Genomic DNA, 16,631 nt, shown 5'->3' on the forward strand with positions numbered 1-16,631 from the left:
GCGAAATCGGACCGCTCGTTAGATCACTCTTTCACTCTTTACTATTTATGAAAAAACCCTTTCTGCTGCTGATGGCGTTGTCGGGCCTGACGGTCTCGTGCAGCAAGCTGGATGAGTCAGTGTATTCGTCCATCTTTACGACAAATTTTTATAAGACAGCCTCGGATGCCGAAGCGGGCCTTGCGTCGGCTGCGGGTTCGCTGATTAACCTCTACGGGTTTCCGCTGGTAGCCGCTTCCGATTTCGCAGCCGATCAGGCCTATCCGCGTGCGGTGGTTGGTCGCAATACTATTACGCTATTCACCTACGATCCGTATTTTACGGCGCAACGCAATTCGGGCCGACACGAAACCGAAGGGCCACAGGGTATCTGGCGATTTAGTTACAAAGGCATCGAGAATACAAACTGGATCATCGAAAAGGTACCGACTATTCAGATGGATGCCCAGCGCCGAACCGAAATCGTAGCCGAAGCCTACGCCCTACGCGGGTTGTATCACTGGACATTAGCCAAGACGTTCAACGAGGTGCCGGTCAAAACTAAAGCCAGCACCAGCGAAACCGAAGCCCTCGTTCCGAAAAGCCCGAAGGCTGACATCTACAAGCAGATTTACAGCGATCTGGATCAGGCCATTGCCGGGCTCCCTTCCTATTCAGCCAACTTAGTAAAAGGTCGTCCGTCGAAAGAAGCGATTCAGGGATTGTATGCCAAAGTGGCGCTGTACAACGAAGACTGGTCGAAGGCATTGCAACTGGCGCAGGCTACGATCAGTTCAGGTAAGTATTCGCTGATGCCAAACGTGTTGGACGTATTTGACGTCGATAAAGAAGATGCCGCTCGTATCGAAAATATGTGGGCCGTAGAAGCTGATCGCGTAACACCTAGTCGCTGGTTGACGGTGATGGGTATTGCCGGTCCCAAAAATAGCAGCGGCCCCGATTATGCCAAGGTATCGTACGGCTCCTGGTTTGCCTATCAGGCCTTCTTCGACTCCTTCGATCCAAAAGACAAGCGTCGTCAGTTGCTGGATACAACCTACCGCGACGTTTCCGGTGCCATTGTTCGCCAGAAAGATGTTACGCCTATTACACCCAAAGGGGTACTAATCCGCAAATACCGTGATCCCAACTCGATTGCAGAAGCCAACAACTGTAACTTCCCAATTATTCGTCTGGCCGATGTGTACTTGATTGCGGCCGAAGCTGAAGCCCGGCAAAATGGCGCGACAGCACTTGCCTACGGCTACATCAACACCATTCGAAAACGAGCCGGGTTGAACGACTTAACGCCGGGACTTAGTAAGGATGCCTTTATTGCGGCTGTACTTCAGGAACGCTCTTGGGAGCTGTTTGCCGAAGCCGACCGCTGGTTTGACCTGACACGCACCAACACCTTCCTGACGGTGATACCCAAAGCCGTAAACGATGTGTATCCGACGCGTACCCCACAGGCTAAACATCGCTACTACCCCATTCCGCTGGAAGAAATCCAGGCCAATCCAAAACTCACACAAAACCCCGGTTGGGAGTAACTTTTTGACAGGATTGACAAGGTACCTGTTTAACCTTTTGCTGCAATAGTTTTTCTGTCATCCCGACGCAGGAGGGATCTTCGGGGTTTACTATTCAATTGGCTCAGCCGAAGATCCCTCCTTCGTCAGCATGACAAAATTGCACCTGTTTTGGCTCAATTCGTAAACGTTTAATCCTGTTCATCCTGTAAATCCTGTCAGAAGAAAAACAAATCCATGAAAAAATATATTCTTTCTGCCTGCTTCGCCGGACTGCTGTTTCTCCATAGCCGGGCGTCGTTCGCGCAATCGAAAGCGCAGCGTTCGTATAGTGGCATTTATCCGCATCTGGCCATGTACAACAACGAAGGCGAATGCGGTACGGGCGCCGTGGTTCCCTGGGCAGGTAAACTCTGGGTCGTCACCTATGGCCCTCACCTACCCTTCGGCTCATCGGACAAACTCTACGAAATAACGCCAGACCTGAAACAGATTGTGCGGCCCGAAAGCATTGGAGGAACGCCCGCCAACCGCATGATCCATACCGAAAGCAACCAGCTATTCATCGGCCCCTACGCCATTGATAGTAAAGCCCATGTGCGAACGATCCCGTACAAAACCATGCCCGGACGTCATACTGGCAACGCCCGGCACCTGACCGATCCGAAAGGCAAAATTTACTACGGCACGATGGAAGAAGGGTTTTACGAAGTCGACGTGAATACACTGGCTCCTACGATGCTTTACGAAGACAACAACGTTAAAAATCCGAAAGGCTCGGACGAGTCGAATAACCAGCATTCGAGCCTGTTGCCGGGTGCGCACGGCAAAGGATTTTATTCAGGGCAGGGCGTTATGGTGTATTCCAACAATGGCGAGCCGGGCGCCAAAGCCTTAGAGCAATTCGATATTGACGCCGGATCGCTTTCGGAATGGAACGGCAAAGACTGGACCGTTGTGCGTCGAAATCAGTTTGTGGAAGTAACCGGCCCCGGTGGCATTTATGGCAATAAAAACCCGGATACTGATCCCATCTGGACCACGGGCTGGGACCATAAATCGGTGCTGTTGGGTGTTCGCGATAAAGCCACGGGCTGGCATTTTTTCCGGCTGCCCAAAGCCAGCCATAGTTACGATGGTGCCCACGGCTGGAATACCGAATGGCCCCGTATCCGAAACGTCGGCACCGACCAGCAACCCGACTACCTCATGACCATGCATGGTATGTTCTGGCGGTTTCCCGGTTCATTCACGGCGGCCAATACGGTTGGCATTCGCCCACGCTCAGCGTATCTGAAAGTCATTGGTGATTTTGCCCGTTGGAATAACCAACTGGTGTTCGGCTGCGACGACTCTGCCCAAAAAGAATTTCTGAATAAACGCAAAGCCAAAGGTAACATCGAAGGGCCAGGACAGTCGAATTCAAATTTGTGGTTTACCTCGTTGAATACACCTGATCAACTTGGTCCTACTACTGCTGAAGGAGCCGTCTGGCAAAACGAAGCGGTAAAAGCCAATGAACCTTCTGAACCGTTTCTGTTTGCCGGTTGGGCGAATCGGTCTGCCTGGATACAGAACAGCAGCGATAACGACATAACGATCACGTTTGAGGTCGATAAAACCGGTACTGGCAACTGGACTTCGCTGCAAACAACAACCGTGGGTGCTCATAACGCAGCTCATATAACGTTTGCCGCGAATGCGCTGGGCGAATGGGTTCGGGTAAAATCGAATAAAAACGCAACAATATCAGCCCAGTTTTTCTATGTCGCCAGCGATACCCGTACAGCGGCAGTAAATCCGATGTTTAGCGGGCTAACCAACGTCAACTCACCGATAACTACCGGCGGATTGCTGTACGGACTGGGCAAAAATCGGCGGGTACTCGGCCTCGCAGCCCGCTCCTACTCAACGGGACAACCCACCGATATTGGGTATTACGAACTGAACAGCCATATGCAGCTTGTTCGAAAAGATGACCCGGACATGCAGTCGTTTGTCAAAGAGAAATTCGCGATTCCGCAAAAAGCCGTAACCATTGATGAAGCAAGCGCATTGGTTGTTGATGATAAAGGCCGTCGCTGGCGGCTCCCCTTAGGCAACAACGCTTATACGGCGCTAACCAATCAGGCCGCTTTACGGATTTGCCGGGAAGTTGCTACCGAACGTGACCTATTGAACTGCCACGGTACGTTTTACGAACTGCCCGCCGAAAATGCCGACGGCTATGCCAAAATTCGGCCTATAGCATCGCACAACCTGCGCATCAACGATTACGCATCGTATCGAGGACTGCTTGTGCTGACCGGTATCGATCTATCAGCAGCCGGTAAAAATGAGCACATTGTTGTATCGGAAGACAAAAAAGCAGCCGTATGGGCAGGAGCGATCGATGATCTGTGGAAACTAGGAAAACCAACCGGACACGGTGGCCCCTGGAAAAACACGTCGGTCAAAGCCAGCGAAGCTTCTGACCCGTACCTGATTGGGTTTTACGACCAGCGGAGTTTACAGCTTTCGCATAAAGTCGCATCACCCGTTACGTTCACCATTGAAGCCGATCCGACAGGCAATGGCATCTGGATGACCTATAAAACAATCACTGTTTCACCAGGGCAAACCCTTAGCTTCGAATTTCCAAAGGATTTTCAGGCTCGCTGGGTACGGTTTAAAACCGATAAATCCTGTGAGGCATCAGCTCTGTTAGAGTACAAATAGAACCGCAGATCATTATGATGATTATGATTTACACAGATCTTAATAAATCAAACCTGTTTAAACTTTTTAACTTTCAGTATAACTGGATCGATTTTTTGTCATTCCGACCGGGACGCGTAGTCGCAGGAGGAATCTCAAGCTTGACGTATAAGTAACTTTGAGATTCCTCCTGCGACTACGCGTCCCGGTCGGAATGACAAAAAAGAGTCTTATGTTTTTTACAATTGGAAAAGTTTAAACAGGTTCATCATAATCATCATGACAATCTGTCGGTCCGCCGATGCGGTTCTATCAGCCGAGACAAAAAAATTGTGAAAAATAAGGTTGATTCTATTTCAGGGTACACAATAAAAGCGCAATCGCAGCGTTTTTAGGTTGTTCGTCGCTTCTCAAGCCCTGGTATTTTTCAATACCGGGGCTTTTTATTTACTCCTAACGAATTGATGTTTAGTGAACAGAAATCATTGCCATACTTTGTGAAACCAGCTCGCCCATGGTCTGGCAGTGGAGAAAATCAGCATGATTGTAGTGCCTGGCTAAGGATTGACGCAGACTAACAACGTTCGCCATAGGTGCAATCTCGTCCTGTCGCATCACTTCCATCAGGTCATGAAGCCGAACGGTCTCGGCTCGTATCCGACTGGCAATCAGTGCCCGCTCTTCAATTTGATATTGACGAACGCTTTCAGGTGTCATGTATCGTAAGCCCAATTCAATAATGGGCTGATTTTGCTTGTAATACTGGGGCATGTACACTGATTTTCGGCCTTCGTACGACTGCTGGTCAAAGTCGATAGCCCGAATGCGATAGTAGACCTCATCGAAGTCGGGCGTAATATCCACCACAAAATTGCTCGAATGCATATCGCCCAGTAATCGGACAAAACATCGTTCATTGAATTTAACGAACTCTTTACACAGACGAATTGGATTCAGAGCCGGGTCAAACAGTTGATTTTCGAAGAACATATCGCCCGGAATACCCGCAATATGTTCTTCCACCAACGTTTGGCCACTGGTGATGTAATTGATGCGGTTGGGCGACAGAATATGCTCTAACTCAAGCCCATAAATGCGGGATGCATCGGCTCGTTTGATATAAAAATAATCGAAGTTATCGTTGACCAGGTTCCGAATCCGAATGCGAAACGGCTTCGTATTGCCATACAGGCACAGATCGACCCGGTCGATGGTCAGGTGCCGCGTAATCGACAAATCGCCATCGGCTTTCAGCAATGCATAAATAGCCTTTAACGAAAGCTGCATTTCCTCGGCCTCAGCACCCGCAAAGAAGACGGTTTCCCAGAGCGTGTCGCGGTCGCGCTTGTCGAACAGCGTGATGGCACTGTTGTAACGCAGTAAATCTTCGTACTGAGTGGGTAGAGACAGTTCGCGGTCGTATTGAATCAGGTACGATTGAAGCCGCTTGCGAATCGGGTAAATAAGTTTCTTTCTGGATATGACAGGCATAAGCAGCAAACCAATATGGACCGAAAAATCGTGGAGCTGATGGGTCGTATTGGCAAACTAATATACCACGATTAAATTACGATCTGGCAAATCAGCACGACAGCATTTGTTTCCGATACTGAGCTGGTGACAAACCCGTTTCCCGACGGAACAATCGCATAAAATAGGTTAGGTTATTAAAGCCACACTGAAGGCTAATATCGGCCAAACAGCGATCGGTTGTTCGCAACAACCGGGAGGCCAGCGCAATCCGTTGGTTGTTAATGTAATCGACCGGAGTCAGGCCAAACGTTTGCTTGAAGATGCGGTAAAAATTGGGTTCGCTCATACAAGCCTTATCGGCCAGATCCCGGATGTGTAGATTCCGATCCAGATTCTGAGATATATACTGAGCCACGTGCGCCAATCGATTGACATTGGTGTAGACTGTATCGGGACTGAGCAGTAGGTTCCGGGCTTGCGTCTGCATCAGCCGAACGACCAGTTCCTGTAAAACCAGATTGGCAAATACGTCCTTAGCCTTGTTGTTTTCCGTGAAAATGTAAATCAGCCGGGCAATAAGCTGATGAATCGGTTCGTCGTTGGTCAGAAAAAAATTGGTCTGGCCAAACTGCCACCCTTGCGGACTATCGATCAGCGGGACTCGCTCGTTGAGCAGATTCGTTACCTGACGTATTTTATCGGAGTCAATGGCCAGGGCCAGGCATTGGGTCGGGTTGTCGGTTTCGGCTTCAGGGAAGTCGATCCGCATCATTTCCTGACCCGGTACGATCACCGATTCTCCGGGAAAGAAATCAAAGGAGGGAGTTCCTGGCAGATGCATCACTTTTTTACCACGAATCATGCTGGCCAAAACCGGACTGTTGAACGTCAACTCTACTTTTTCGGCCACATGGTGGGTTTCGTAAATATTCAGTTCAGCCGTATCGATGGTATAGGCGGTACGATTTTCGACCTCCTGTTCCAGACGACGGGACTGCAAATGACGCGAAATATCCAGTGATGGGGCCTGTACGTTCTTCATGAGATTTACTGGGGATACGTCCTGTATCCAATCAACATATACTCACCTTTTTATTCGCCAACACGTGTAAGGCAACACAAAGTATAGCTTTTTTGTTGACAACCCCATTGGTTTTGCCCTATTTTTTATTGGCATTAATACAATTTAGCCAGTTGCCTAAGTTCTTCTAATACGCTAATCCGCTGCTGGACGTTTCAACAAAAGAAGTTTGGACGTTTGAACAAAGCGAACCGTCTGCTAACTGCGGAAATTTGTTCTGTCAAATTTCAGAACAAATGACTACTACAGATAAACAGGAAATTGTACTCGTAACGGGCGGAACCGGCTTTGTCGGTGTGCATTGTATTCTCCAACTACTCCAGAAAGGATACCACGTAAAAACGACCGTCCGTTCGCTGAAGCGGAAGGATGAGGTAGTCAAGATGCTCAAAAACGGTGGTATTACCGATTTCAGTTGCCTTACTTTTGTGGAAGCCGACCTGACCAAAGATGCCAATTGGGATAAAGCCGTAGATGGTTGCGACTATGTACTACACGTTGCTTCGCCGATTGACCTAAGCATTCCGAAAGATGAGAATGAAATGATTCGTCCGGCCGTAGATGGTACGCTTCGGGTACTAAAAGCGGCTCGTGATGGTGGGGTACGACGCGTCGTGATGACCTCCAACTTTGGTGCCATCGGCTATAGCCATACAGATACAACTAAGGTAATTACCGAAGAAAGCTGGACAGATCCCAATGAGCCAGGTTTGTCGGCCTACAACAAATCGAAAGTAATGGCCGAGCGTGCAGCCTGGAACTTTATGGCAAAAGAAGGCGGTAATCTGGAGTTGTCGGTTGTTAACCCAGTGGGTATTTTCGGACCGGCGCTTGGCCCCGATCTATCGAGTGGGTTTGAATTGCTAAAGCGGATTCTGGATGGTTCTATGAAGCGGGTTCCGAATATGACATTAAGTATTGTAGACGTACGGGATGTGGCCGACCTGCACATACGCACCATGACCAGTCCAGTGGCCAACGGGCAACGGTTTCTGGCTATAGCCGGAGAAACCATGACATTACCCGAAATTGCCCAGTTGATGAACCACAAATTCGGTGGCAAACTCAAGCATATTTCCACGAAGCGTATACCCGACTGGATTATTCGGATAGCGGCCCTGTTCAGCCCCACGGCTAAAAATCTAGTGCCTATGTTGAGTCGGTACCGCACTGCCAGCAACGAAAAAGCCAGGACGTTGCTCGGATGGAATCCCCGAACCAACGAGGAGGCTCTTATGGCAACGGTCGACAGTCTAATGCAGTTTGGCCATTTATGATTTGTTCTGCCTAACTTGACGCTTATGAACACCGTATCTGCCATTACGTCCTGCTACCTTGGGCCAAAGATTTCGCCGGAGCAATTTGTTTCCGAGCATTTCTTCCTGTACCTGATCAAAGGCTCCATCGACTATTACGACGGTAGTAATCACCATTACTTACAGCCCGGCCAATGCTGTCTGGTTCGCAAAAATCATCTGGTGAAATATACCAAGCACAGGGCCGACAACCAGTTCGAGAAAGTAGTGGTTGTATTCGATGAAGCTTTTTTGAAATCATATCAGGCAAAACATACCCTATCACTGACGAAATACAGTACAAACGATGCGTATTTCCTCCTTCAGCAAAATGAGTTGATCCCGACTTTCCTGCAATCGCTGCATCCTTATTATACTGGCGAAGGCAGGATCAACCCTACCTTTGCCGATCTGAAACGGGAGGAACTGTTGCTTATTCTTCTGCAATCGAATCCCGACCTGGCTACGATTTTGTTCGATTTCAGCAGTCCACAGAAAATAGACCTCGAAGCATATATGAATCGTCATTTCCGGTTCAATGTCAGCGTCGAGCGATTCGCCTATTTAACGGGCCGGAGCCTGTCGGCCTTCAAGCGGGATTTTGAACGCATCTTTCACGAAACACCCAGCCGGTGGCTCGTACGCAAACGCCTTCAGGAAGCCTTTTTTCTGATTGAGAAACAAGCGCAGAAACCGTCTGACATCTACCTGGAATTAGGTTTTGAAAACCTATCCCATTTCTCGTTCGTCTTTAAGAAACTGTTTGGCATTGCGCCAAGTCAGTTATCTGAATACAAACCGTTCGTTAACTCCTAAATAAACCGGGTTTACGATTTCAGCTTGTTCAGCCAATCCAGAATACTATCGGCGATTTCCTGCCATCCTTTTTCACCACAGATAAAATGGCTGCGGCTCGAAAATTCTTTGAAATCCACTACGCTTCCAGCATCCTTATAGCTCGACGCAATTTTTTGGGTAAGTGTTGGGGGAAAAATGGTGTCTTTTTCGCCAGCAATAAAGAACAAAGGTCGGTGAGGCTTTTTAAGATCCACGCTCGAAAAGGCTTTCAACACCGTATCCCGGCCAATTTTTCGGCTTTCAGGAACGGCAATGGCATCATAGGCTTTGGCGGCTTCTGCTTCGGATAAGGTATTGAAAAAGGCACGATTATACCAGTCGCGGGTACCCAGAAAAGCCGAGTTTCCCTTAAAGAAGTTAATGGCAGGCCATACGATTTTGATCGTAGAGAACGGAGCCATTATATTTTTGGGCGGTGCGCCATCGATACTGACACCGGCATAAGCTTTATCCAGTTCAACCAGTTTTTGCACAACCAGACCGGCCATCGAATGGCCGATAACTATAGGCTTTTCGGGCAGGGTATCAATCAGTTTTACAATATTCATGACGACATCCTCAAAACCTGTTTTGGTCAGGTCGGGATGAATATGCGTCCGTAAGTCAGCAGGGTTCCCTTCGTGTCCGGGATTGGCAGGTGTATAAACCGTGTAGCCTTTGTTTTCAAAATAGGTTTTCCAGTCCTGCCAGCTGGTGTTGTTCACAAACATGCCATGAATGAGAACAATAGTTTGGGGCTTTTTCATTTTCGTGTTCGTTTTTGATTACGACACAAAGGTTCAGGGAAAAGCCCGCAATAATTTTAACCATGGTTAAAATCGAAGAATGGAACGCGGATTATTATGATCGTTATGACTAAGACTGTTTAAACTCCTGAAAATAAGCTTAAAATGAGCGCCTTTGTCATCCCGACGAAGGAGGGATCTTCAGGTGAGTCTATGGAATAGTCAATTTCCGAAGATCCCTCCTTCGTCGGGATGACAAAGCACATGCATTATGAATTGATTAGGTAAAGTTTAAACAGCTTCGATCATAATCATCTGTACGGTCCGCCGACGCGGGTCTATCCATTTAGAGATGTTTTTCAAAATACACCACGTCCTCTTCCGGGTTGTAGTTGTAGGGAGCTATTTCTGTAAAACCATATCGCTGATACAGTTTCAGGGCAGGCGTCAATCGCCGTAAGCTGTCCAGTTTCATCCATTCATAGCCCAGGCTCCGGGCTGTTGTCAAGGCCGTTTTCATCAGTGCATCCGCCCAACCCTGACCTCGGTAGCTGGGCTGGATATACATCCGTTTGAGTTCGCAGGTTTTCTCGTTCAATTGCCGCAACGCGGTACAACCCACCCAGTTACCGTCATCTTCTAAAAGCCACAGCTCACCTTTTGGTGGACCATACATGGCAGGAAGCGTTTGCAATTCTTTATCGAAATTCTGAAACTGTAAATCAATGCCAAGCCCTACAGCATATTCCTTAAAAAGAGCAATGGCGGCCAGGTACTGCTCCGGCGTTCGGGCAACGGTAATCTGCATACGAATTAAGAATGAATCGTTTCTGACATGGATAGAACACGGATTATTATGATCCATATGATTGACACAGATCATAATTAATCATAACCATCATAATAATCTGCGTTCTATGGTTCGATGAAAACAAAGGTAGCTCAATTCGGTAGTTGGCTAATTCTTCGAACGATGCCTTGCCCCACACGACGTAGAGAAAATTGATAGGATTGTTCAGTTTGACGATACGATTGCTCAACTAGCGATTGAACAATTCTATCAAACTTTGTAACAAATCCTATTTATAACTTTTCTACGAATTATGGAAGTACAAGAAGCGCCCAGCAAAACCCTACCCCGGCCCGTATTTAAAACCCAATACGAAAATTACATCGGCGGCAAATGGGTAGCCCCTGTTGATGGTGAATATTTTAACAACACATCGCCCGTTGACGATAGCCTGATTTCCCGTGTTCCACGTTCGAAAGCGGCTGATATTGAACTGGCCCTCGATGCAGCCCATAAAGCATTCCAGACCTGGTCGCGTACATCGGCTACCGAACGCAGCAATATGCTGTTGAAAATTGCCGATCGGATCGAACAGAACCTGGAGTTTCTGGCCCGCGTCGAAACCGTTGAAAATGGAAAAGCTGTTCGCGAAACCCTGGCAGCCGATCTTCCCCTTTGTGTCGATCACTTCCGGTATTTCGCGGGTGTTATCCGGGCCGAAGAGGGTTCCGTTGCCGAACTAGATGCCGATACGGTTTCGATGATCATTAAAGAACCCATCGGCGTAGTAGGCCAGATTATCCCCTGGAACTTCCCGCTGTTGATGGCGACCTGGAAACTGGCCCCGGCTCTGGCGGCTGGCTGTTGCGTGGTGATGAAACCGGCTGAGCAAACCCCAACGTCCATTCTGGTGCTGATGGAGTTTTTGGAAGGATTGATTCCACCGGGTGTCGTGAATATTGTCAACGGGTTTGGTCCAGAAGCGGGTAAACCTCTGGCGCAAAGCAAACGGGTCGCAAAAGTTGCCTTTACCGGTGAAACCACCACGGGCCGATTGATCATGCAGTATGCTTCCGAAAACCTGATCCCGGTTACGATGGAGTTGGGTGGTAAGTCGCCAAACATCTTCATGGATTCGGTTGCCGATGCCGATGATGAATTCTTCGATAAATGTGTTGAAGGGGCTGTGATGTTTGCTTTAAACCAGGGCGAAGTATGTACTTGTCCTTCGCGGATGCTGGTTCATGAGAAAGTCTACGACCGGTTTATCGAGCGCGTTATTCAGCGGACCGAAGCCATCAAACTCGGTCACCCCCTCGATCCCGACACCATGATGGGTGCTCAGGCCAGCAACGACCAGTTCGAGAAAATTCTGTCGTACATCGACATCGGCAAGCAGGAAGGCGCCGAAGTACTGACCGGCGGTGGCCCCGCAGGATTGGTGGGCAATGGCCTGGAATCGGGCTACTACATCAAGCCGACGATCTTCAAAGGCAATAACAAGATGCGCGTTTTCCAGGAGGAAATCTTCGGACCAGTCGTATCGGTAACGACCTTCAAAGATGCGAACGAAGCGCTGTCGATCGCTAATGATACACTATACGGACTGGGTGCTGGTTTCTGGTCACGGGATGCGCATGAGCTGTACCAGATTCCACGTCAAATTCAGGCGGGTCGCGTATGGGTCAACTGCTATCACCAGTATCCAGCCCATGCCCCATTTGGCGGGTATAAGAAGTCCGGTTTTGGCCGTGAGAATCACCACATGATGCTCAACCACTATCGTCAGACCAAAAATCTGCTGATCTCGTATAGTAAGAATAAGCTAGGGTTCTTTTAAATAAGGAGTAAAGGAAAAGGGAGTAAGGGAGAAGGTAAAAAGGAGAAGGAGTATGCCCTAAATTCCTTTTTCCTTTCTCCCTTCTCCTTTTTACCTTTTATCTCGGATCTCCTATTCTGACTGGCCGTTTGTTTTGGCTAAGTACATACGGTACACAGATGTCGGCCGGGCAGCCGCAGGTCGTTTTTAACAGGATTACCTGCACATCCGTATAACAGCCCGACGCATTGTAGACGCGAACTGTGTATACTTGATCTGCAACCGGATTCACCAGATTATTTACAATAACGCCATTGGCCGGAATTGCCTGGGGGGCTCCTGATAATGATGCTGCCGCATTGAAGGTAGCGCCCAGCGAGTATTGATAAGTATGCCCGATCTGAAACGCACTCAACACAATCTGACCATTGCTTTGTGGCGTATTACCAATACAACTGACGGGCAAAGCCATAGCAGTGAACTTGGGCAATGAGTCTTCCACGACAATGAGCGGGCAACAACTAAAATTCGGACATTGGCCTGCTCCTCCGCCATTATCCACAGCAAGGCTATAGCTCCCCGGCCCGGTTACTTCCAGCGTATCGGTTGTCGCATTGGGAATCGCCTGACCATCTTTGTACCATTGGTAGGAAGCATGCCCCGATGGTGCCGTCAGGACAAACGCGTAGTCATCGCCGACACACATGTGCACCGGAATTGATGTACAAACTCTGGCGGTATCGCCGGGGATACTGGCCGTATTGTACAAAATACCCGTACTGTCGGCTTTAGCCTGGAAGGTCAGACTCAGGCTTTCGCCCGGACTAATAGCCGCTACCGTCCAGATACTAAGCGGGGCACCTTGTGTAAAAACTGTTCCCACTGGTGCCGATGCCGAACCAGGCACGTAGGTAAGGCCGACGGTAGATGAATCGCGTATAGTCACGTTGGTCGTTGTTAAGCTTCCCGTATTGGTTAGTACGAGTGTATAGCTAAGTATTTCGCCGACTTCAGCCTTTGATTTATCTACCCGTTTTTCCAGATCGAGCTGCGGACAAGCGGTTGGGGCGGTATAGGTACTACTGGCGGGCGCACAATCGGTACTCGAGTAAGTAGCTGTAATTGTGTGCGAACCACTACCCGTTGTTAATCCAGTCAGCGAGTACGCAATGGATGGCGTACCGGCAGCTACCGAGAGCGTTGTACTGGCAGTCCCATCCGTTACCGTCAGTGTCCCGGCCGAAACGTTTGAAAAGCTGACCGTACCCGAAACGGTATATTGGCCCGTTGTTCCATCACAGGTCGAGGGTGTTCCGGTTACAGCTAGTGCGCAGACGGCATAGGCCGCATCGAACGAAAAGTTGTTTTGTCCGGCCTGCCCTAATGTAAACGTGATGATCCCCGCAGGGCTAGCGTCTGAATCAATGTTATCGGCATTTGGGCCTGTAGCCAGATCATGTCGGCTACTGAGCATAACCGTGCTGAAACTGGTCGGAAACGCTAATGAATACGACCCTCCGGCGGTCAGTCCGGTTAAGCTGTAGACAAATCCGGGAGTTGGTGTACCATTGGCGCTGGAGAAATAGTATTCGCCAGTCGAGTTGGTTGTTGCACTAACCGGCGACGAAAGACCTGGGCCACTTAATGTCACTTCGACTCCAGCCAGTGGTGGTTCACCGGGGTCTTGCACACCATTGTCGTTGGCATCGAACCAGACGCGATTACCGATCTCGATGGGTGCAGCCTGACAAACCAATTCCAGATCGCCCAATCCATCGGCTTTACCGTAGCCAAACTCATCTTCTTCGTAAAGAATAACACCCCCCGCCGGGTTTGGACTAATCCCCGTCGCATTCCCATCTTTAGCACCTGTTGCGTTGATCAGTCGCTTGATGCCTCCTGTGTTAAAAATTTCGGTCGGGTCAATGGCGGTCATCGCTACTTTAGGACTACCTCCTAGCTGCGCAAGGCTTCCCTGCGAACTCATACCATGGTTAGCGCCATCCTGCACCCGATCGCCCCAATAATATTTACCGGTTCCTGGTCCTGCTACGGTCGTTTGTGTAGCCGATGCCGACGTCACACTGCCGCATAAGCTCCCGTCGTTTTCAAGGGTCCAGGCTATATCCGTCGGGTTGCATTTGCGGGCACGAAGAATTTCACCGGGTGTAATGCCGCTGATCACATCAGTATCATTGCTGGCAGGTTTATAATTTTTATAACCGGTTTGGTCGCCGAAACGGTCCCGGAGGCCAATCAGCATATCGCCTGTAGTTGGCTCAAATTCAATATCGGTCAACCAGGCTTGCGGAAAGCTCACGACGCCCTCGTTTCGATCCGCCTGATAAATGGAGGTCCAGGGTCGCCAGAATTCACTTCGTGCCGGATTGGTTGGGTCGGCGGGCAGCACATCGGCCCCCGAAGCCCCTTTCTGGTAGGTTAATGGAAACGACAATACGGTTGTAAACGATGCCGGGGCAGCCGGGTCCATTGCATAAACGGTAGCACTCAGGCCGTCGGTCGGTCCATAGGGAACAGTTGTTGTGCCTAAATCCTCGCGGGTACAAACGACGCCCACATAGACCTTGCCCCGATAAAATTTAACAGCAAATGGGCGGTAGCTTCCTTCGGTAGCCGTACTGCTTGTGGTGCATTCCGGATTCGGAATCAGCACACCTGTGGCCGTTTTTGTTGCCACATCGATGGCGTATAACTTCCGGTCTTTCAGATTTACTACATAGAGCGTTTTGTCATCGTCAGAAAGATCGATCCCTCCTAAACTGGTTTTCCCGACTGCATCGAAGGCAATACTGTCGTGACTGGCCAGGCTGGCAGTCGTAGTAGGCAGGTCATTCCCATGGGCTTCGGTAGAGGAGGTTACCGCCGTTCCACCAACGCTTGTAAAGTTGAAAAATTCGGTTGTGTTGCCGCTAGTAGCGGATGAAGGTGAGGTTACATAAATAACATTGGGACCACTGACCGAAAAGCCCACATGCCGTTTGGTAAACGAAGCCGAATAAAGCTGCCCGGTCGATTTGTTGTAAGCTACACCCCAGGTTGACCCGACCTCCTCTATCGTTGCATAATAGGTCATGGTCTTACTATTCTCCTCAACCGTATACGGTGTTCCTACTATGGCCACTCGCTGAGTAGTGCTTGCACCTGCTGTAGGGTCTATCGCTATAAAGCAAGTAGTGACAAGATTAGGAGTAACCGATTCGCAATACTCAGCCGGATAATTGACTCCCAGATTGACATTACTGTCTCCGCCGTTCACAAACTGCACCGATGTGCCACTATTGGCTCCTTTGAATGCTTCAAAATCGCCCGACAACAGATTGGTAAATTCAACCCGATACGCATTCGTACTCCCCACAGTCAGTGTATAAGATCCCAAATCCGCAGCCACAGTACTGCTCATCGTGGTTGCAACGGCGGCCCCGGAGGCATCATAAGCGGTAATCGTTACTCCTCCTACGCCCGGCTCTCCATAGGTGTAGGAAACAGGGTCAGTAATGGGCTCATATAGGCCATTGCTGTTGAAATCCCGAAAAATGGTACCTGTAATGGTCTGCCCAAAGCCTGGTTGCGACTGCACCACCAAGGCGAAAAGAATAAGGGCAATCAGGCAAATTGGTTTAATCGTAAAGTTGAGCATACGCCTATATTTTATACATCCTCACTAAAATATGGCTACATATTACCTTAATAAAATACTCTTTAAGCAATATAGACTACAAATAGTAACTATTTAGCCGCCTAAAATCAAGCCAGAATTATGCCAAATGAACAAACGATCGCATAAGAATTTATTTATAGGAGAGAGATTTTTATCCTGAAAAACAGCACAGTGTGTAGCCATAGAATCAGGCAATTAGTTATTTTAAGAAGGCAGCCCAAATTTTTGGGATACTGGCTATCATTAACAGAAAAATTACTTACGATTACAACCTTTCAGGGCAATTGATAATCCGTTGACTAGTGTACGCAAATAAGCCTTATGAAAATCCGTCAACTCTTGGGTGTACTAGTAATCGGAGTCAGCATTTCTTGTCGAGAAGATAGCCTGCCCATACCCGAATCTGCGAATCCAGCTTGTTTTATGGATCATCCAGTTAGTCATCAGGCCCGGAACCTCAAAGGCATTGTTGGCTACCGGAAAGATATGAGTATGTACACCGTTGCTTATACCGTACCCGGAACAATTGATAGCCGATGGGTAGGACTAGTCTGTAATTTGCCTACTAGTTATCAGGTTGTTGGCAAAGAGGTGAGCTTCAGTGGTGAATTTCGAAATACCTTAGGCAAAGTCTCTCCTTACTTTGGAGGAGACGAGATGTATTACCTGTATCTATCAACTGTCAACTAGTCTCAAACTCCTT

The 16,631-nt window shown here is 48.7% G+C and carries 11 protein-coding genes; 6 read left to right on the forward strand and 5 right to left on the reverse strand.

The genetic code is table 11. The annotated features are described in order from the left end of the window. Positions 1-47: 47 nt before the first annotated feature. Positions 48-1,532 carry a RagB/SusD family nutrient uptake outer membrane protein gene (locus ACYVFD_RS20270; protein ID WP_461092322.1) on the forward strand — a complete coding sequence of 495 codons (1,485 nt, stop codon included), beginning with the start codon at positions 48-50 and terminating at the stop codon, positions 1,530-1,532. 216 nt (positions 1,533-1,748) lie between these two features. Further along, a complete protein-coding gene (locus ACYVFD_RS20275; RefSeq protein ID WP_461092323.1) occupies positions 1,749-4,229 on the forward strand; it encodes a hypothetical protein in 2,481 nt (826 codons plus the stop codon). A gap of 447 nt (positions 4,230-4,676) precedes the next feature. Here ACYVFD_RS20275 and ACYVFD_RS20280 read toward each other — a convergent pair whose 3' ends face one another. Both ACYVFD_RS20280 and ACYVFD_RS20285 read right to left on the reverse strand, forming a co-directional pair. Beyond that, positions 4,677-5,699 (reverse strand): hypothetical protein, encoded by a 1,023-nt coding sequence (locus ACYVFD_RS20280; protein ID WP_461092324.1) that lies wholly within the window; start codon positions 5,697-5,699, stop codon positions 4,677-4,679. A 91-nt stretch (positions 5,700-5,790) separates the two neighbouring features. Beyond that, complete coding sequence (locus ACYVFD_RS20285; RefSeq protein ID WP_461092325.1) at positions 5,791-6,723, reverse strand: AraC family transcriptional regulator; 933 nt, start codon at positions 6,721-6,723, stop codon at positions 5,791-5,793. A 275-nt stretch (positions 6,724-6,998) separates the two neighbouring features. On the opposite strand from ACYVFD_RS20285, the gene ACYVFD_RS20290 reads away from it, so the two are divergent. Both ACYVFD_RS20290 and ACYVFD_RS20295 read left to right on the forward strand, forming a co-directional pair. After that, a complete protein-coding gene (locus ACYVFD_RS20290; RefSeq protein ID WP_461092326.1) occupies positions 6,999-8,039 on the forward strand; it encodes an SDR family oxidoreductase in 1,041 nt (346 codons plus the stop codon). 24 nt (positions 8,040-8,063) lie between these two features. Next, on the forward strand, positions 8,064-8,873 hold the full coding sequence (locus tag ACYVFD_RS20295; RefSeq protein ID WP_461092327.1) for a helix-turn-helix domain-containing protein: 810 nt from the start codon (positions 8,064-8,066) through the stop codon (positions 8,871-8,873). 11 nt (positions 8,874-8,884) lie between these two features. Here ACYVFD_RS20295 and ACYVFD_RS20300 read toward each other — a convergent pair whose 3' ends face one another. Continuing rightward, positions 8,885-9,661, reverse strand: coding sequence for an alpha/beta hydrolase (locus ACYVFD_RS20300; RefSeq protein WP_461092328.1), 777 nt, complete (start codon positions 9,659-9,661; stop codon positions 8,885-8,887). Positions 9,662-9,986: 325 nt separating this feature from the next. Further along, complete coding sequence (locus ACYVFD_RS20305) at positions 9,987-10,448, reverse strand: GNAT family N-acetyltransferase (RefSeq protein ID WP_461092329.1); 462 nt, start codon at positions 10,446-10,448, stop codon at positions 9,987-9,989. A gap of 295 nt (positions 10,449-10,743) precedes the next feature. Between ACYVFD_RS20305 and ACYVFD_RS20310 the strand changes: the two genes are divergently transcribed. Then, positions 10,744-12,270: an aldehyde dehydrogenase family protein gene (locus tag ACYVFD_RS20310; protein ID WP_461092330.1), complete on the forward strand. Its 1,527-nt coding sequence runs from the start codon at positions 10,744-10,746 to the stop codon at positions 12,268-12,270. 97 nt (positions 12,271-12,367) lie between these two features. Here ACYVFD_RS20310 and ACYVFD_RS20315 read toward each other — a convergent pair whose 3' ends face one another. After that, positions 12,368-15,907 carry an SdrD B-like domain-containing protein gene (locus tag ACYVFD_RS20315; protein ID WP_461092331.1) on the reverse strand — a complete coding sequence of 1,180 codons (3,540 nt, stop codon included), beginning with the start codon at positions 15,905-15,907 and terminating at the stop codon, positions 12,368-12,370. Positions 15,908-16,351: 444 nt separating this feature from the next. Here ACYVFD_RS20315 and ACYVFD_RS20320 point away from each other — a divergent pair, with 444 nt between their 5' ends. Next, positions 16,352-16,618: a hypothetical protein gene (locus ACYVFD_RS20320; protein ID WP_461092332.1), complete on the forward strand. Its 267-nt coding sequence runs from the start codon at positions 16,352-16,354 to the stop codon at positions 16,616-16,618. The last annotated feature ends 13 nt before the right edge of the window (positions 16,619-16,631 follow it).

The sequence above is a fragment of the Spirosoma gilvum genome, from assembly GCF_054776815.1.